The organism is Anaeromassilibacillus sp. 1001302B_160321_C8, assembly GCF_015554745.1.
In the GTDB taxonomy this organism is placed as follows: Bacteria; Bacillota; Clostridia; order Oscillospirales; family Acutalibacteraceae; genus Anaeromassilibacillus; species Anaeromassilibacillus stercoravium.
On sequence record NZ_JADNJD010000005.1, the window covers coordinates 134,136 to 152,834 of the forward strand.

Here is an 18,699-nt window from a genome sequence, read left to right on the forward strand (position 1 = left end):
GGAATGTAAGGACTTTTCCACAAATTTTTTAAATTGTACTAGAAAAAGTCATAACATAGTGCTATAATACTTTAGGTTTCAACATGGTTTCTAGTGAAGGAAAAGAAAGGAGGATCATAATAAGGATCCGCCAGTCGAGCGGATGCCTCATTAAAGAAGACCATAATCATTTGGGAAGTTATTTTGATTAAAAGGAGGAGACTTAAGTTGAAAAGAAAAACATGGCGCTCTGCTGTTGCGCTGGTACTCGCCGTTCAGATGGCGGTGGCAAGTGGCGTAACCGCAATGGCGCAGACCAATATGGTTGCTCTGAATCCCAGCAGCCAGGCCTCTGTTTCCGTGGTAAACGACGGGGAAGAGGAGACAATCACTCGTTACCTCAGCGATATGCAGCCTGCGAAGGCGACCGTCGGCTGGGGCAGTTTGATGCTTGATGAGGGCCTTGAAAACTTGCCCTTGAAGCTGCGCACGGAAGACGGCGGCACCAAGGTCTATGAGAAGGGTATCTGCGCACACGCAGCTTCGGAATTGGTTTACGACATCGAAGGACGCGGCGTGCAGCGCTTCCAGTCCTACATAGGCGTTAACTATTCCAAAACGAACGGCACCTGCGGCTTTACCGTTAAGGCGGACGACGAGGTGCTGTTTACGGTAGATCGCATCGCAGAATCCGATCCGCAGCAGTATGTGGATGTGGAGATCCCGGCGGATGCAAAACAGCTGATCCTGATTACAACAGAAGCTGGCGACGGCAACGGTTCCGACCACAGCGTTTGGGCGGATGCAAAATTGATTCTGGACGCCACTGTACAGCAGAACCTTTATAAGGTGACTGTTTCTGCGGATAAGACGATTTTGGATGCTGGTGAGACGGCGAACATCAGCTTGGCCGGCACATTGGTGGATGATAGCGTTGCCGATCTTTCCAGTGCAGAGATTTCTTACACCAGCAGTGACGACCAGGTTGCAACGGTTGACGACAGCGGAAAAATCACCGCAGTTGCAAACGGCTTGGCAACGATCACCTGCGATGTTACATTGAACGGCATCACCAAGAGCGCTTCCATCGACCTGATTGTGGGTGACGAGGTGGAAGGCAAAGTGTGGTCGGTCGCTTCCCCGAGCGGCGAAGTCGGCGGCATCTTCATGCTGGGCGACAATGGCAACCTTTCCTACAGCGTCCTGCGCGAGGAAAAACCCGTCCTGGATTTCGGCGCAATGGGCATGAAGACCGAGATTGGCGATTTCTCCGAGGGCTTGGAATTTGTATCGGTTTCCGATGCGACGACCGTGGACGAGACCTATTCGGTCAATTCCCATAAGAAGGCCGAGTACCGCAACCACTATACAGAGCGCACGATTACCTTCATGAAGGAAGGCGTGCAGTTTGACGTTGTAGTTCGCGCATATGACGATGGCTTGGCGTTCCGCTATGTCATCCATGGGCCGGAGGGCGAGTCCTATGCGGTCGAGGATGAAGCGACGACGTTTAAGCTCCCCGCAGGGTCCAACGTTTGGGCAATGGCCTATGGCAGCGGCGCTTATTCCTATGAGTCGCATTTCTATAAATATACGGCAGAGTCGGTCAGCGGCAACCAGACGATCCCGATGCTGTATGAAACCCCGGACGGCACGTTCGGCATGATTTCGGAAGCTTTGCTGACGGGATACATGGGTTCCATGGTTGTGGCGCAGGATGGGCAACTGAAAGTTTCCGCAACGCCGTTGCAGAGCACGGACCCGACCGTAGAGGGAACGTTTGCATTCCCGTGGCGCTTTACCGTTGTTGGCACCTTGGGCGACATCAACGAGAACACCATGACCGAAAACCTCAGCCCCGATCCGGCAGAGGGCGATTACAGCTGGGCAGAGCCGGGCGTTTGCTCCTGGACTTGGCTGGTTGGCGGCGCAGGCATGCAGTCCGATCCGGATCAGATCAAGAAATATATCGACTTTGCATCCGAGATGGGCTGGAAGTACTTCATCATGGACGAAGGCTGGCAGCCGCGTTCGAACCAGGGCGACGGTACCCGTTACTTTGGTGAGTACGGTTGGATTGAAGATGTCATTAAATATGCAAACGAAAAGGGCGTCGGCCTGATCGCATGGGTACACGTCGACGACTTGAATACAGCGGAAAAACGCGCACAGCGTTTGGACCGTTGGGCAGGGCTCGGCATCAAGGGCATCAAGGTTGACTTCTTTGACCGCGAGACCGACGAACGTGTCCAGCTGATGGAAGACGTCTATGCAGACTGTGAGAGACTGCACCTGGTTACGAATGTCCACGGCGCGAACAAGCCGACCGGTGAAGTCCGCACCCACCCGGGCATCCTGACCCGCGAGGGCATCTATGGACAGGAAATGGGCGACCTGAGGGCAGAGCAGTACACGATTTTGCCGTTTACCCGTAATGCAGTTGGCCCGGCCGACGTAACGGAGACGGTCTATCCGAGAGGCGGCTCCACCACATCCGGCTTCCAGGTAGCATTGTCCGTTTTGATTACGAGCGGCATGCACTGCTTGGCCAGCAGCGTGGAAGATTATCAGAGCAGCCCGGCACTCTCCTTCTATAAGGACTTCCCGTCTGTTTGGGACGACACGCATTTCATCGACGGCTATCCGGGCGAGTTTACCGAATTGGCACGCCGCAGCGGGGACAAGTGGTATGCCTGCGCGATTACTGACGAAGCGCGCGACGCAGAATTCAAGCTCGATTTCCTGGACGACGGCGAATATTATGCGATGGTCTATGCGGATGACGGCACGAGCAACCGTGGCCTGAAGCTCGAAATCGAGAAGGTCACGAAGGACGACACCCTCACCGTTCCGATGAAGGACGGCGGCGGCTGCGCAGTCATCTTCACAAAAGAAAAGCCCTCCGCGGCAGAAACCATCGAATTTGCAGAGCATGAATTGACTCTGGAGCGCAATACCAGCACCACGTTGGATGTGACCATTACGCCGGAAGAGCCGCTGATCCCCAGCCTGGTTTGGGAATCCAGCGACCCGTCGGTTGCGACGGTGGACGATAGCGGCAATATCACCGCTCTGCGTCCCGGCACGGCAGTCATCACAGCTACCTCCCCGGTGGACGATTCCGTATCGGATTCCTGCACCGTGACGGTTGAGATGGAGAAATATACCCTGGACCGCAACACCTGGACCATCGAGCGCGAGAGCAGCGAGAATATCTCCTTCCCGAGCGAAACGTCCATGATCCAGAATTCGCTGTCCGGCGATGTCGACGGAAAGACGGATAGCAGCGCGTGGCCGAAGAACATGGTGCTCTTCCCGATGAAGGACGAAGACTTCACGGCCACTGTGAAGGTGAGCGGCGGCTTGGATACCGCTTACCAGACGGTAGCATTGACAGCATTTGCAGATAGCAACAATGCTGCTTCTGTCATGAGAAGATACCACAGCAGCTTTGGCGGCAATATCTTTGAGTTTATGCGCTATCAGAACGGCTATAGCGAGCCCTATGTGGCGGACACCAATCCGTCTGAAGATGCATACTTGAAGCTGGAAAGAAACGGCAACATCTTCAAGGGCTATTATAGCTATGACGGCCAAGAGTGGGTGCAGATTGCAGAGCAGGATTGCACGCAGCTCCTGAGCCAGGACAACGTCATGCTTGGTGTATACACCGGCAACGGCGCTGGTAACAACAACAGCATCAAAATCACAATCGAAGACTTCACCTATAACGACGAGCTGATCCCGTTCGCTGTGAGCACCGAGACCACAATTACAGACGTAGAGCCTGTAGCGCTGGGCGAAGTCTATGCGGGCACTGCATTTGAAGACCTGCAGCTGCCGAGCACCGTTAAGGTGACCTTGCTCGATGGCACCGAGGCAGAGCTGCCTGTCACATGGGCAGCAGGCGACTACGACGGCGATACGCTGGATACCTACACGCTGGAAGGCACCATTACTTTGGAGAACGGTGCATTGAATGTGATGGATCTGAAGGCAACGGCAACCGTCACGGTAGTAGAGGCGCCGGTAGAGGACAACACGATCACGGCAACCTATAACAACAAGGACGTCACCCTATCGGTGGACGGCGAACCGCAGAAGATCGCAGACCTGCTCGGCAAACTCGAGATGAAGGATGTTGCGACCGGTTCGAATGTCGAACTGACCTTTGCACCGCGCGTGGAAGGCAAGAACTTCCGCTCCGTGAGCATCGACGGCGCAGAGCCGGAGCTCATCAGCGGCGATTCCTACACTTACACGGTTCCGATGGAAGGCGACGGCGTTGTTCTGGACTTCGTATTCGAAGTGACCGATAAGCGCATCCTCGAAGAGACTTACAACTACGCGAAGACCTATGTGGACGACGGCACCGTCGATTCGCTGGTCACCGCAGCGAAGGAAGCCTTCATGGAGGCTTATGAGGCAGCGGCAGCGGTATTGGACGACGACACGGCGACCCAGGCGCAGATTGATGCGGCTTGGAATGACCTGCTGAACGTCATCCACTATCTGGACTTCCAGGCGGGTGACGCGAGCGCGCTGGAAGAGCTGTATAACATTTTGAGCGGCCTGGTGGAAGACGACTTCACGAGCGACAGCTGGGCGGCATTTGAAGAAGCAATGACGCAGGCAGCGGAAGTTATTGCAGACGGCGAGCCGCTGGAAGCGGATGTCACGAAGGCCTATGAAGACCTGCTGAACGCAGCGGAGGGCTTGGTGCGTGCATCCGACCTGAGCAGCCTGAACGACTTGATCGAGAAGGCGGAAGAAGTAGCGGCGGAGATCGCAGAGGGCAAGTACCTGCCGGACGGCCAGGAAGCTTTCCAGGCGGCATTGGATGCAGCAAAGGCGCTGACGAAGGACGACGCGCAGGCGACGATCAACGAAGCGGCACAGACGCTGACCGAGGCCATGGCGGCGCTGCGCAAGAAGGCAGATAAGAGCGAGCTGGAAGCAATCCTGAATGAGCTCGAAGCACTGGACGCTTCCGATTACACAGCGACGAGCTATGCAGCGGTTGCAGCTTCCATTGCAAACCTGAAGACCCTGCTGGCGGACGAGACTCTCGACGCAGAAGAGGGCCAGGCGGTTGTGGACAACGCGGTCGCACAGGCGCGCGCGGCAAAGGCCAACCTGGTTGAAGTGAGCAACGGTGGTTCGAACTCCGGCAGCTCCAGCAATGGCAGCACGTCCGCAAACGTTGGCAATGCATATGGCGCTTCCGGTGTTGTGGCAGCAGGCCAGAATGTATCGGCTGTGAGCGCATATGTCCGCAGCGACACGACGGTCAACTTCACGCTGAAGCATGGCCAGGCGTATTGCTTCAAGATGACGGTTGTCAACGGCAACGCCATGACGCCGAGCTTCACGGTCGGCAACGGCGATGTGCTGAAGACGCAGTTCGTGGCGAAGATCGGCAACGACTACTATTACAGAGTCTATGCGATCGGCACGCCGGGCCAGAGCACGGGCGTTTATACCACCCTGCCGGGCCAGAACGCCGTCAAGCATTGCACGGTAACGATTGGCTAATCGAAAATAAAAGGGAAGGCTTTTCCCTAATAAACAGTAAGGACCCAATCCTGGAAGCTCCCGGGATTGGGTCCTTCTGTATTTGATGCTTCTATTTCTCACATGTGGTGCTGCGGAGCTGTGTGTTTTGCCTTTATGAAACAATTTTTCGACTGCCTCTGTAGGGCTTTCCCTGTGGAGCGGAAAACAAACTCCTCACAGTTTGCTTCCGTAGGGAACGCCGTAGGCGCGGATGACGCTGTGCGTCCGCCGTAGGCGCGGATGACGCTGTGCGTCCGCCGTAGGCGCGGATGACGCTGTGCGCCTGCCGTAGGCGCGGATGACGCTGTGCGTCCGATTGGCTAATCTAAAATAAAAGGAAAGTTTTTTCCTTATGAACAAAGAGGCCCCTGTCCTGGGATATCCCGGGGCGGGGCCTTTCTGCCTATGGCCGGAATAAGAGCGGTGTGAGGAAGGTTTGGAAAGGCTGTATTTGTAAGATGCTTTCCGCTTTTCAAAAAGGGCCAGGGGTGTTTTTGTGTACGCAATTGGCACAATGGTTCCTGGAAAATAAGACGGTATTTCATTTGACTCATTCAATTACAGATTTGATACTGTTCAATTTGCGTAGAAGATGCTATAATAACAAAGATATAGACGGACAATTTAGAACTATTTTTAACAAACCCTTCAAAATTTAGTGATAAACATCCATATATTCGTGGGTGGGCAAGGGATTCGTTCCCAAGCAAGATCGATAGAAAGGTTCGCGTTTAATCGAAAAAGGGGGCGGTGAGTTGTCTCATAAATTGCGCATATGGTGCGCAGCGGTCGCCGTGGCACTGGCCATTTCGCTGCTTTTTTCAGGCTGTTCTCTTTCAGCTCTGGACGCCCAGTCGCTGATGCGCCCTCCGCGTCCTACGGGGGAGCGCGCACAAATCCACGACGAACTGGAAAAATCGGCGGGCGCAAACCCTACTTTAAAATACCCCAGCAGGGGGGAATACCGCTCTGCAATTATTATGCATAGCCTTGTTAGCGCAGGGCAGGAAGATGCCATTGCATTCTATCAGAAAAAAGGCGACAGTGCTGGAATCAATGTCATGTTTATCCATAAAACAGAAGATGGCTGGAAGGCGGTTGGGGATTTTAATAACCCGGCCACTACAGTGGATAAAGTCTGTTTTGGCGATATAAACGGCGATGGGCACGACGAGGCGGTGATCGGTTGGGGAAGTAACCTCAATAACTCGACGACCATTTGCGTGTACTATTATGAAAACGGAAAAATGTGCGAGCTCAAACTGGAGCAGTCGTACACAGAAATGGTGGTTATGGATTTTGACGATGACCACAGCGATGAAATATTTACCGCGAGCGTAACGGTCGGCGACCAACCTGCGATCGCCCGGTTGTTGCGGGTCCGGGACGACCAGTTGGAGATCATCGGTTCCGCCAATCTGGATACGACCGTAACCAGCTATGCCTCCACTACGGCAGGAATCATCAGTGAATCCGGGAACTTGAAAGGCGTTGTATTGGATGGCCGAAAGAGCGCCGATACCTTGGTAACCGAGATGCTGTATTGGGACAAGGAGACTTCTACCTTGCAATCCCCCTTCTATGACAGCAATGCGCAGACGTCAAACTATACCCAGCGTAGGACACATGCGGTGTCGCAGACGATTGGGGATAGCAAGATTATTGAAATCCCCATTGTGACGCCGATGCCTGGTTATACGACGGATAACGCTCCGGATGAAACAAATTATTTGACGAATTGGCATCGCTTTGATGAGCGCGAAGGGACCTTGGTCCGAAGCGCTTCTATGGTAATGGATTACACCGATGGGTATTCCTTCCTAGTGCCGGACATGTGGCGGGGGAAAGCCAGCACACAGATGGACCCTTCCACGCGGACACTGACTTTCTATGAGTGGGTGGTTGCGGATGAAACCACCGGTTCCGGCGCGATGGGGGCGGCATTGCTGCGCCTACATGTCTTTACAAAGGACAGTTGGGAACGCCAGGAGGGGACAGATGGGTATTACCAGCTTGTGGACAACAACAATTTGGTGTTTGCCGCAGCAATCCCCACGCCGGATAATGCGCTGTCCCTCACAATCAATGATATCAAAAATGGATTTGAGCTGATCCGTCAGGAATAAGATAAAAATATGGGAGTTGTTGAGAGAGGTCCCAGCAAGGTTCACATGGGGAATGGGCGTGGGACGGACGTTTAAAAGTTCAGTAGGAAAGGGTGTACTGCCGTGAAAAAAGTATTGGTTGCAGAGGATGAACAGGCCATCCGCGAATTTGTTGTGATTAATCTGAAACGTGCCGGATACGAGCCATATGAGGCTTCCAATGGGGAGGAAGCGCTGGAAATCTATGAACGGGAGGGCAAGGATTTTGACGTTGCCATCCTGGACATCATGATGCCCGGAAAGTACGACGGCCTGGCCGTCTGCAAAGAGCTGCGCAAGCAGAGCGGCTCGATCGGGATTATCATGCTTACCGCGCGGACACAGGAGATGGACAAAGTCAGCGGCCTGATGATGGGCGCGGACGACTATGTGACGAAGCCGTTCAGCCCGTCGGAATTGGTGGCGCGTGTGGATGCGGTCTACCGCCGGGTTGCTTTGGCGCAGATGCGCGATGAAAACAATTTTAAAGAGGAGATCCGGTCCGGGGATTTTGCGCTCAACCTGCGCAACCGCACCTTGATGAAGCGCGGCGCGCCCATTGAGCTGACGCAGGTGGAGTTTCAGATCATGGAATACTTTTTCTCCAATCCGGGGACCGCTCTGGACCGTTCCGCGATTTTGAAGCATGTGTGGGGGGAAGCCTACTATGGAGAAGAGAAGATTGTGGACGTCAATATACGCCGCCTGCGCATGAAGGTGGAGGACGAACCCAGTAACCCAAAGCATATCGTGACGGTCTGGGGACTCGGCTATAAATGGGAGGCATAAATTTAGAGAGGAATCCATAGGAAAGGAGGAAAACCCGCATGGTGGTAAAGGGAATTACAAAACGCTGGCTTTTGAACAGCCTTGGTGTTATACTGATCTTGATCGTCGCGCTGGTTTTCAGCCTTTCGTATGCCATACAAAATTATATTTATTATGGGATTCAACAGGCGATCAACGGCCGCGCAGGGGAATTGACCAATGTTTTCTCCGATTACGGGCAACGTTCTTCGCAGGACTTCCTCACGGCCGCGCGAAATTATGTGGAGAATTTCCCCAACAAGGAAAGCATGGAGTTGATGGTGTTCAATTCCGAGGGGCATATCATCACAACGTCCATTGGGTTTGCGCCGGATCAAAGCCAGCCCATGCCGGATTACCAGCAGGCATTGGCCGATGCGAATGGGTATGGCACATGGACCGGGCGCTTGACCAGCGGGGAAAAGGTGATGGCTGTCACGCGGGTGATCCACAACGACGCCGGCAGCGTGGTGGGCGGCGTCCGGTACGTTGTTTCGCTGGAGGAAGCGGATAAGCAGATCGGTATGGTGGTAGGGATTCTGATCCTGGCGGGCGTCGTGATCCTGCTTTTTATTTCCACTTCGAGTTACTATTTTATGAAGTCCATCCTCACGCCGATCAAGGAGATTGGCGCGACCGCGCGGCGGATCGCACAGGGCGATTTCAAAGCGCGCATTGAAAAATCCAACGACGATGAGATCGGCCAGCTGTGCGACACCATCAACGACATGGCGGTGGAGCTGGGCGCGGCGGAAAAGATGAAAAATGATTTCATCTCCTCCGTCTCCCACGAGCTGCGCACGCCGTTGACTGCCATCAAGGGCTGGGCAGAGACGATGCAGGGCGGCGGTATGGACGACGAAACCTTCGACAAGGGCATGAGCGTCATCATCCGGGAATCCGAACGGCTGTCCGGCATTGTGGAGGAGCTGCTCGACTTTTCGCGTATGCAGAGCGGCCGCATGACCCTGACAATGGACAAAATCGACATTCTTGCCGAGTTGGGCGAAGCGGTCTATATGTTCAGCGAGCGCGCAAAATCCGAACACAAGTATCTGCTATATGAAGAGCCGCGGATGCTTTCCCCGGTCTTGGGGGACATCAACCGTTTGCGGCAGGTATTTGTCAATATCCTGGACAATGCGTTAAAATATACAGGCGAGGGCGGGACCATCAGCGTGGTTGCCTCCGAGGAGAACGGCTACATCCGGGTCGCCATCAGCGACAACGGCTGCGGTATCCCGCCGGAGCACCTGCCCAACGTGAAAAAGAAGTTTTATAAGGCGAACCAGACCGTCCGGGGTTCCGGGATTGGGCTGGCACTCGCCGACGAGATCATGCGGCTGCATTCCGGCAGCCTGGAAATTGAAAGCCACGAGAATGTGGGGACTGTGGTGACCATCCGGATCCCTGCATTCCTCGAAAAGGCGCCGGACGCCGCGCAGGACACAGAAAGGATATCCGAATAGAATGGCTAGAGAAAAGACAAAACGTATTACTTCCATCGGCGGCCAGGCACTGATCGAGGGCATCATGATGCGCGGGCCGAAGCGCACCGAAATTTCTGTGCGCATGCCGGATGGCACCATTTCTTCTGAAACCCTGGAGACGGACGGCCTGGGGAAGAAGTACAAAATTTTCCGGCTCCCGATTTTCCGCGGGATAGCGGCTTTTATCGATTCCCTTTCCACAGGCTTTAAGGCGCTGAATATCTCCGCAGAGAAGTCTGGGATGGCTGAGGAAGAGGGGGAACCCTCCAAGTTTGACCAGTGGATGGAGCGGGTGTTTGGCGATAAGCTGATGAACGCCATTATGGCGGTGGGCACGGTCCTGGGCCTGCTCTTGGCCATTGTGCTGTTTTTCTTTTTGCCGACCTGGCTGTTTAATGTGTGCGAGCAATACCTCTTTGGAACGGGGATTGAAGCATGGCGCTCCATCATTGAGGGCGCGATGCGCATCGGTATTTTTGTGGCGTATATCGCCATTGTAGCGCATATGTCGGAGATTAAGCGCGTGTTTGAGTATCACGGCGCGGAACATAAGACCATTTTCTGCTATGAAAATGAAGAAGAGCTGACCGTTGAAAACGTGCGGCATCACAGCCGCTTCCATCCGCGCTGCGGCACGAGCTTTATGATTATCATGCTGCTGCTGGGGGTCATCATCGGGTTCTTCATCCCGTTCACAAACCCCATCCTGCGCACATTGGTCAAATTGCTTTGTATTCCGGTGGTGGTGGGCATCGGCTATGAGCTTATCCGTATCTGTGGGCGTTATGACAACCTTGCCACGCGCATCATTTCGGCCCCCGGCCTCTGGATGCAACGGCTGACAGTCAAGGAACCGGACGACAGCATGATCGAAGTGGCGATTGAGGCGATGAAGGCGGTCATCCCGGAGGACGGGACGGATCTGCAATGCCCGTTACAGGCCAAGCAGCCAAAGGAGAAAACGGCATGACGCTGCGGCAAACGTATCAAAAGGGAAAGATGCTTTTAGAAAAGGCAGGGATTGAAACCCCTGCCTTTGATGCTGTCTGCCTGTTTGAAAAGGTCTTTGGTATGGATCGCCAAAAGCTGATGATCCATGGGATGGAACCGGCGGAAGAAGCGCACGCGGCCGCATATTGGGAGCTTTGTGAAATGCGGGCGCAGGGGCGGCCGTTGCAGTACATCCTTGGCGAGTGGCCGTTCATGGATTTTACGCTTTGCGTGGGAGAAGGCGTTCTGGTGCCGCGCGAGGAGACGGAGTTGCTGGTGTATACAGCGGCGGAACGGCTCCGTGTGGGCAGCGGCGCGAAAGGGCCTTGGAAAGGGATCGACCTCTGCGGCGGAAGCGGCGCAGTGGCGATCGGGCTTGCATCCCTGCTCCCAGGGTTAGAGATATCCTGCGCAGAGCTCTATGCGGATGCTTTCCGGTTTTTGGAGGCCAATGTCCGCCGGCTGGCAAGCAAGGCCGTCCATCCGGTCCGATTAGATGTCTTGTCGCCGGAATCGGCCGCACCGTTTTCCGGACTGGACCTTGTGGTGTCGAACCCCCCTTACGTGGAGGCGGGGGTGATTGCGGGACTACAAAAAGAGGTGCAGCAGGAACCGCGCACAGCCCTGGACGGCGGGGAAGATGGGCTGGTGTTCTACCGGGCGATTGCGCAGCTATGGGTCCCGCGTTTGAAGCCCGGCGGCGTTGCCGCTGTGGAGATCGGGGAAGAACAGGCGCAGGCCGTGACGGAATTGTTCCAAGAGGCGGGTGTGCGGGAAATCGAAGTGCGCAAGGATTTTAACGGGTTGGACCGCGTGGTCGTTGGCGTCCGGGCATAGGTTTGTAAATGGATGGCTTGGCGGCGCGCAGGCGTGCTGGATTGTGCCCGCCGCTTTCCGGCGAGAGGGCATTGGCCTGGGAAAAATATGGAATGCAGGATTTTACAGAAGCAGGGAGGCAAATATTTGTTCGAAATTGCCCTCCATCCATTGCTTTTCTTTCAAAAATACGATATAATAATGCAAGTTATTTTATGACTTGTCGCTTCGAGACGCCGGAACTTCTTCCGGCGTTTTTCCAATCAAAAGACCGGAGGGAATCAAATGGCCATGGACAAAAGCCGCGGCGCGGCTGCGGGAAAAACGATGGATAAAAAGGCGGCGCTGGAGACAGCGCTGGCGCAGATCGAAAAGCAGTTTGGCAAGGGCGCGGTGATGCGTCTGGGCCAGAACGAGGCCATGCATGTGGAGGCGATCCCCACCGGTTCGCTTTCCCTGGATCTGGCGCTCGGGATCGGCGGGCTGCCGCGCGGCCGTATTGTCGAGATCTACGGCCCGGAGAGTTCCGGCAAAACCACGCTGGCCCTGCATTGCATCGCAGAGGGGCAGAAGAACGGCGGCAACGCGGCGTTCATCGATGTAGAGCACGCCCTCGACCCGGTGTACGCCCGCGCGCTGGGCGTGGATGTGGACGGCTTGCTCGTTTCCCAGCCGGATACCGGTGAACAGGCGTTGGAGATCACGGAGGCGCTGGTGCGTTCGGGCGCCATCGACGTGATTGTTGTCGACTCGGTGGCGGCCCTGGTGCCGCGCGCGGAGATCGAGGGCGAGATGGGCGATTCCCACGTCGGCCTGCAGGCGCGCCTGATGAGCCAGGCGCTGCGCAAGCTGGCGGGTGCGATTTCCAAATCCAACTGCGTGGCGATCTTCATCAACCAGCTCCGCGAAAAGGTGGGCGTGATGTACGGCAACCCGGAGGTCACCCCCGGCGGCCGCGCATTGAAGTTCTATTCCTCGGTACGCATCGATATCCGCCGCATCGAGACGCTCAAAAACGGCACGGAACAGGTCGGCTCCCGCACCCGTGCGCGCGTGGTGAAAAATAAGATTGCGCCGCCGTTCCGCGAGGCGGAGTTCGACGTGATGTACGGCCGCGGCATTTCACGCGAAGGCGAGCTGCTCGACCTTGCGGTCAAGCTCGACATTGTGCAGAAGAGCGGCGCCTGGTTCTCCTACAAGCAGGAGCGCCTTGGACAAGGCCGCGACAATGTCAAAAACCTGTTCGCCACCAATAAGGAACTGGCGGACGAAATCGAACAGCAGGTCCGCGCAAATGTCGGGAAACTCTATGCCAAGTCGGCGGTACCCATGCCGAACGCTTCCCCAGCGAAACCGCTGGAGATCCCCGCGCCTGCGGCGGAGGTGGCAAAACCGGCCTCCCGCGCAGCGGCTGCGAAAATCGACATAGAGGCCGACGACGTCGAATAGACATGAATCATAAAAGGATGGGAATGCTTTGTTAGTTACCGCATTGGAGCCGCGGCGCAAACGCCTGACGGCCCTGTTCCTGGATGGGGAGCTCGCCGCAAAGTTAGACTCGGAGACCCTGTTGCAATCCGGCCTGCGGATTGGGATGGAGCTCGACGACGAAGAGCTGTACCGGCTGATCCAGCGGAGCGACGCACACCGCGCGCAGGAGAAGGCGCTCTACCTGTTGGAGCACCGCAGCCACTCCAAAAAGGAACTGGCGGATAAGATTTCCCGGACGGCGGGGCGCGAGGCAGCGGAACGCGCTGCGGAGCGCATGGAAGAGCTCGGCCTGGTCAACGACGCGCAATATGCGCGCAATTTGGCGGAAGAGCTGCTGCAGCGCAAGCGGTTTGCGGCGCGCCGTGCGGAATATGAGCTCTTGCAAAAGGGGATCGACCGCGCGCTCGCCCAGGAAATTGTGGAAGAGCTCGCCCCAGAGCCGGAGGAATCGCTCCGGTTCCTGCTGGAACGGAAATATCAGAGGTCCCTTTCCGATGAAAAAGGGCGCCGCCGCGTGTTTGCTGCGCTGCAGCGGCTTGGTTACAGCGGCGAGGACATCCGCACAGCGCTGCGGGACTATATCGACTACGAAAATGAGGATTGAAGAATGGCATCTGTTGGAATGATCAGCCTCGGCTGTGAAAAGAACCGGGTGGACGCGGAGATGATGATGGCGCGTCTGCAAAAGGCAGGATATGAATTGGTGGACGACGCCTCCTGTGCGGATGTGGCGATTGTGAACACCTGCGGCTTTATCGAGGCGGCCAAGAAGGAGTCCATCGGGGAGATTTTAGAGCTCGGCAAGCAGAAGGCGGCCGGGCAAATCAAAGCGATCGTGGTCACCGGCTGCATGGCGGAGCGCTATCAGCAGGAGATCCGCAAGGAGCTGCCCGAGGCCGATGCGGTCTGTGGGATTGGAGCGGACGCCGACATTGTGGAAGTGGTGGACCGCACCCTGCGCGGCGAGCATCCGGAGCTGTTCCCCGAAAAGACGCTCCTGCCCCTGTGCGGGGAGCGCGTCCATTCGACCCCGCTCTACTCCTCCTATATCAAGATCGCGGAGGGCTGCGACAACCGCTGTTCTTATTGTGCGATCCCATTGATCCGCGGGCCGTACCGCTCCCGTCCCATAGAGAGCATTCTGGAGGAAGCGAAGGCATTGGCGGAAAGCGGGACAAAGGAACTGATCGTCATCGCGCAGGATACCACCCGTTACGGGCGCGACCTATATAAGAAATGGATGCTGCCGGAGTTATTACATAAGTTGTGCTCCGTGGACGGCGTGGAGTGGATCCGACTGCTGTATTGCTATCCGGACTTCATGACGGAAGAACTGATGGATACGATCGCGCAGGAGCCAAAAATTGTCAAATACGTCGACCTCCCGCTTCAGCATTGCAGCGGGCCGGTGCTCCGGGCCATGCGCCGCTTTGGGGACCGCGAAAAGCTCACGGCGCTGATCGGGAAGATGCGCGAGCGAATCCCCGGCCTGGTCCTGCGCACCACCGTGATCGCAGGCTTCCCCGGCGAGACGGAGGAGGACTTTGCGGAATTGTGTGATTTTATCAAAGAAATCCGCTTTGAGCGGCTGGGCTGCTTTGCCTATTCGCAGGAGGAGGATACCCCCGCCGCCGAGATGGAGAACCAGATCGAAGAGGACGAGAAGCGCCGCCGCGCCGGCCGTGTGATGGAGACCCAGATGGGGATTATGCAGGATTGGGGCGAGGCACAGGTTGGCAGGGTGTTTGACGTGCTCACCGAAGGCTTCGATGAGGAGACGCAGTGCTGGTTTGGCCGCAGCTATGCGGATGCACCGGAGATTGACGGCAGGGTCTATTTCACGGCCGCAGATGTGCCTGCCCCGGGACAGTTTGTGCGGGTGCGTATCACCGCATGTATGGACTGCGACCTGATGGGCGAAGCGGAATAGCGCGCCCCGTGGAGGTATCGATATGAACTTGCCCAATAAACTGACGGTATTGCGCATGGCGATGGTGCCGTTTTTCGTTGGAGCCCTGCTGTGGCAGGAGCTGCCGCACAACTGCTTGATCGCATTGCTCCTATTTCTTGCAGCGTCCTATACGGATCACTTAGATGGAAAGATCGCCAGAAGCCGGAACCTGATTACCAACTTCGGGAAATTCATGGACCCATTGGCGGATAAGATCTTGGTGATTTCCGCCCTGGTTTGTTTTGTGAGCTTGGGGCTGATCAACCCCTGGTGGGTGCTGATTATCATTGCGCGTGAATTCCTGGTGACTTCCCTGCGGCTGGTTGCCGCGGACGAGGGTGTGGTGATCGCGGCGAACAAATGGGGAAAGGTCAAGACGGTCAGCCAGATCATTGCCATCGCATTGATCTTGGCGATGCAGTATGCACAGGAGCTGATCGCTGCGGGAACCCTTTCCGCTTTCTCGGTGGGAGGCGTACCGGGCGGGATGGTTTTCCTGTGGATCGGGGAAGCGCTCATGGCGGTTACCGTGTTTTTTACGGTGCTCTCCGGAGGAATCTATTTAAAACAGAATTGGAAGGTAATCGGCAATTCGAAATAAGGAAAACAAAAGGCCGCGGATGCACTTGTTGCATGCCGTGGCCTTTTATGTTTTTCGGGATTGTTTCCTCTGTTTCTTTCGAGCCCGTTTAAATCGCAGGAAAGCGATGTATTCGCGGAGCTCTTTTTTCTCTGCATCCTCAAATTCGGCGGGCAGAAGCATACAGTTTTCTGCCCTATGGAACGAATAAGGTTCATCCACCAAACCAAGCAGGTAGTCAAGCGATATATCGAATAGTTTTGCGATTTCCATTTTCATTGTGTCATCCGGAGCGCTGCGGTTTCGCTCATATGAAGAGATCGTATGGATGGATACGTTGAGTTTATCTGCTAAATCCTGCTGGGAAAGGCCGTGATCCTTGCGAAGTTCCTGGAGCCTTTCTCCTAACATGGTTTCCCCCTTTGTATATGCAATTTTGTTTGTTCATGCTCATAAATATTATAAAATTTTTATGGTTTTATACAATTAAATGAAAGAAATCTTATGAATTTTTCTTGACACTCATAAAATCCTGCGGTATCATTTAAATAATCCGGAAGAAACTTATGGGTTACCGCGCCCCCATAATCCGAGAAAAAGGAGGAAAAAACATGAAAGCCAATAAAAAGAGGATCGTCCTGTCGGCGCTCTCCTTGGTTTTGGTCTTCTGCCTGCTGGCAGGCGGAACCATGGCCTGGTTTACCGACACGGAAAAAGTGGCTGGTAATTTTTCCGCTGGTATTCTGGATATTGAAGTAAATCCAGACCCGGAGAACGGAAACTTTACGACCACGAAGCCGATGAAGTTTAAGAATCTCCGCCCGATGCTCCTTGATAATTTTGATAAGGAACTGGTGGAGTCCGGCGACGTCAACAATCTGGAAAACAACAACCAGGACCCGAAAAATTATGGGGATAACCTGCCGATCTATTTCCGCCCGGTCCGCGTGGAGAACCGGGGCACCCTGCCGATCTATATTCATCTCGGCATGAATGCGACGGCTGGCAACGACACAGAGCCGGTGCTCTATGGTGACAACAAGTATGAGATCGACCAGGATCTGTACAAGGATAAGCCGTGTGAAAATACGCTCGAAGACGCGCTCAAGATTTTTGTCTATAAGAAGGATGGAGATACTTGGACGCGTTTGGAGAACATCAACCTCAACAAGGAAACGGCCACCTCTAACGAGAAGATCTGCTACGATCCCACCGATATCATCGGCGCTAACGAAGAGGTTACATACATCATCGGCGGGTATCTGCCGTCTACGGCGGACAACAAATACCAGGGCCAGCATTATCACGGCGCTCTGGAAGTTACGGCGCAGCAGGCAGACCTGGGCCCGTACCCTCATAATGAAACCGGTGAAGATCCGGCTGAATTCGTCGTGAATGTTCCGGCGACGTTGGTAGATGTGTCTATCGGTGAAACGGGTGAAGTCGTGGAAAGCGGCTTGACAATTCCGATGACCTTTGCAGCAGGAACAACACAGGCTACCGGTTCTGAGGTTATGGAGCAGATTGAACAATTCCTTGAAACTTATAGCCATGATGGAGTAAAATATAAGTATGCTGGTTCTTATGCACCGCCGACATTTGGGATTATCGATAATGGAGATGGCACATATTCGGCTAGCTTTGAGGGAACAGATTATAAGAGTTTGCGTATAGATGTGAGTCCCAGAGGATAAAGGGAAACAAAATTTCTCTGAATCTGTAGCATGAATAGGTAAATCCTAGGATTGTGGGGTCAACTGTTACCTTATAAGTTTCAAACCTCTTTTCTTTGCAAAGAAAACCGTTTTCAAGTTTCCTTTCCCATTCTCTTTACATTTTCCGCCCAGCGGCATATAATAAAACGTACAGAATATGTATGGTTGAAATGCAGCGAGCGGAAGAAGTACCTTTGGATTTTCCTGCAACAGAGAAAAAGCGCCATGGGCTGAGAGCGCTTTTGGCGGGTGCCGGAGGGAAATGCGTCCGTGATGCCGGAAAAGAGACCGGCAGTGCAGGCGGGGGGAAAGGATAGTATCCTCGCACGGCAGCCGCCGTTACCGGCAGCAACGAGATAGAAAACGGAGTGGAACCGCGGTTAAAAATCGCCTCCGTCCCTTTGGGGACGGGGGCGGTTTTTTATTGTTTTGGAAAGCAGGTGACAAGGGAAGCAATGTTTGACCAGTTAAAAGCAGAGTTGGACTCCATTATGGAACGGGACCCGGCTGCGCGGAGCCGATGGGAGGTCTATTTCCTCTATTCGGGCTTCAAAGCCGTGCGCTCTTACCGCAAAGCGCACTGGTTTTATCAGCATGGGCATAAATTTATCGCGCGTTGGATCAGCCAGCGCGCCCGGCATAAGACAGGGATCGAAATCCACCCCGGCGCAACCATCGGCAAGGGCCTGTTTATCGACCACGGGATGGGCGTCGTGATCGGCGAGACAACCGAGATCGGGGATAACTGCACCCTGTATCAGAACGTCACGCTGGGCGGCACCGGTAAGGAACAAGGAAAACGCCACCCAACCTTAGGCAACAATGTGATGGTGGGTTCCGGCGCCAAGGTGCTGGGGCCGTTTAAAGTGGGCGACAACGCCCGCGTGGCCGCGGGCGCGGTAGTCCTGGACGAGGTCCCGGCCAACGCCACGGCGGTCGGCGTGCCCGCGCGCGTGGTGCGGATCAACGGCGTCAAGCCCAACAGCCTCGACCAGGTGCATGTGGCGGACCCGGTTTCGCAGGAGCTGTGCCGGATGCAGGCCAAGTGCCTGAATTTGCAGACACGTTTGGAGGCTTTGGAAAAGGAGCGCGCCCGTTCTTCGGAACATCCGGAGCGCGAAAAGAGTGCGCAATAGCCATTCGATAAAATGCCCCTGTCCAATGCGCGGAAAAGACACGA

General features: G+C 55.0%; 13 protein-coding genes. 12 read left to right on the forward strand and 1 reads right to left on the reverse strand.

All coding sequences use genetic code 11. The features are described 5' to 3' along the window. Window positions 1-207: 207 nt before the first annotated feature. The 10 genes from I2E77_RS05360 (at window position 208) to pgsA (ending at window position 15,825) form a co-directional block, all read left to right on the forward strand. The gene (locus I2E77_RS05360; RefSeq protein ID WP_195450758.1) at window positions 208-5,514 is read left to right on the forward strand and encodes a glycoside hydrolase family 97 catalytic domain-containing protein; all 5,307 of its coding nucleotides are present in this window, start codon (window positions 208-210) and stop codon (window positions 5,512-5,514) included. Between the two features lie 776 nt (window positions 5,515-6,290). Then, a complete protein-coding gene (locus I2E77_RS05365; RefSeq protein WP_243252533.1) occupies window positions 6,291-7,661 on the forward strand; it encodes a VCBS repeat-containing protein in 1,371 nt (456 codons plus the stop codon). A gap of 102 nt (window positions 7,662-7,763) precedes the next feature. Further along, complete coding sequence (locus I2E77_RS05370) at window positions 7,764-8,468, forward strand: response regulator transcription factor (RefSeq protein WP_087234277.1); 705 nt, start codon at window positions 7,764-7,766, stop codon at window positions 8,466-8,468. A 38-nt stretch (window positions 8,469-8,506) separates the two neighbouring features. Beyond that, a complete protein-coding gene (locus tag I2E77_RS05375; protein WP_191448826.1) occupies window positions 8,507-9,955 on the forward strand; it encodes a sensor histidine kinase in 1,449 nt (482 codons plus the stop codon). Between the two features lies 1 nt (window position 9,956). Continuing rightward, window positions 9,957-10,946: a DUF1385 domain-containing protein gene (locus tag I2E77_RS05380; RefSeq protein ID WP_087234273.1), complete on the forward strand. Its 990-nt coding sequence runs from the start codon at window positions 9,957-9,959 to the stop codon at window positions 10,944-10,946. Next, window positions 10,943-11,803: a peptide chain release factor N(5)-glutamine methyltransferase gene (gene prmC / locus I2E77_RS05385; protein WP_195450759.1), complete on the forward strand. Its 861-nt coding sequence runs from the start codon at window positions 10,943-10,945 to the stop codon at window positions 11,801-11,803. Before I2E77_RS05380 ends, prmC begins: the two co-directional genes overlap by 4 nt. Before the next feature lie 264 nt (window positions 11,804-12,067). Then, on the forward strand, window positions 12,068-13,231 hold the full coding sequence (gene recA, locus I2E77_RS05390) for a recombinase RecA (protein ID WP_195450760.1): 1,164 nt from the start codon (window positions 12,068-12,070) through the stop codon (window positions 13,229-13,231). Window positions 13,232-13,259: 28 nt separating this feature from the next. After that, window positions 13,260-13,877, forward strand: coding sequence for a regulatory protein RecX (locus I2E77_RS05395; RefSeq protein WP_087234259.1), 618 nt, complete (start codon window positions 13,260-13,262; stop codon window positions 13,875-13,877). Between the two features lie 3 nt (window positions 13,878-13,880). Next, window positions 13,881-15,203: a 30S ribosomal protein S12 methylthiotransferase RimO gene (rimO, locus tag I2E77_RS05400; protein WP_191448829.1), complete on the forward strand. Its 1,323-nt coding sequence runs from the start codon at window positions 13,881-13,883 to the stop codon at window positions 15,201-15,203. A 22-nt stretch (window positions 15,204-15,225) separates the two neighbouring features. Then, on the forward strand, window positions 15,226-15,825 hold the full coding sequence (gene pgsA / locus I2E77_RS05405) for a CDP-diacylglycerol--glycerol-3-phosphate 3-phosphatidyltransferase (RefSeq protein ID WP_087234255.1): 600 nt from the start codon (window positions 15,226-15,228) through the stop codon (window positions 15,823-15,825). Between the two features lie 45 nt (window positions 15,826-15,870). Here the strand turns inward: pgsA and I2E77_RS05410 are convergent, their stop codons facing one another. Next, complete coding sequence (locus tag I2E77_RS05410; RefSeq protein WP_195450761.1) at window positions 15,871-16,215, reverse strand: helix-turn-helix domain-containing protein; 345 nt, start codon at window positions 16,213-16,215, stop codon at window positions 15,871-15,873. 200 nt (window positions 16,216-16,415) lie between these two features. Here I2E77_RS05410 and I2E77_RS05415 point away from each other — a divergent pair, with 200 nt between their 5' ends. Together I2E77_RS05415 and epsC are read left to right on the forward strand one after the other, a co-directional pair. After that, window positions 16,416-17,498: a TasA family protein gene (locus tag I2E77_RS05415; protein WP_195450762.1), complete on the forward strand. Its 1,083-nt coding sequence runs from the start codon at window positions 16,416-16,418 to the stop codon at window positions 17,496-17,498. Window positions 17,499-17,974: 476 nt separating this feature from the next. After that, a complete protein-coding gene (gene epsC / locus I2E77_RS05420; protein WP_087234249.1) occupies window positions 17,975-18,655 on the forward strand; it encodes a serine O-acetyltransferase EpsC in 681 nt (226 codons plus the stop codon). Window positions 18,656-18,699: the final 44 nt, after the last annotated feature.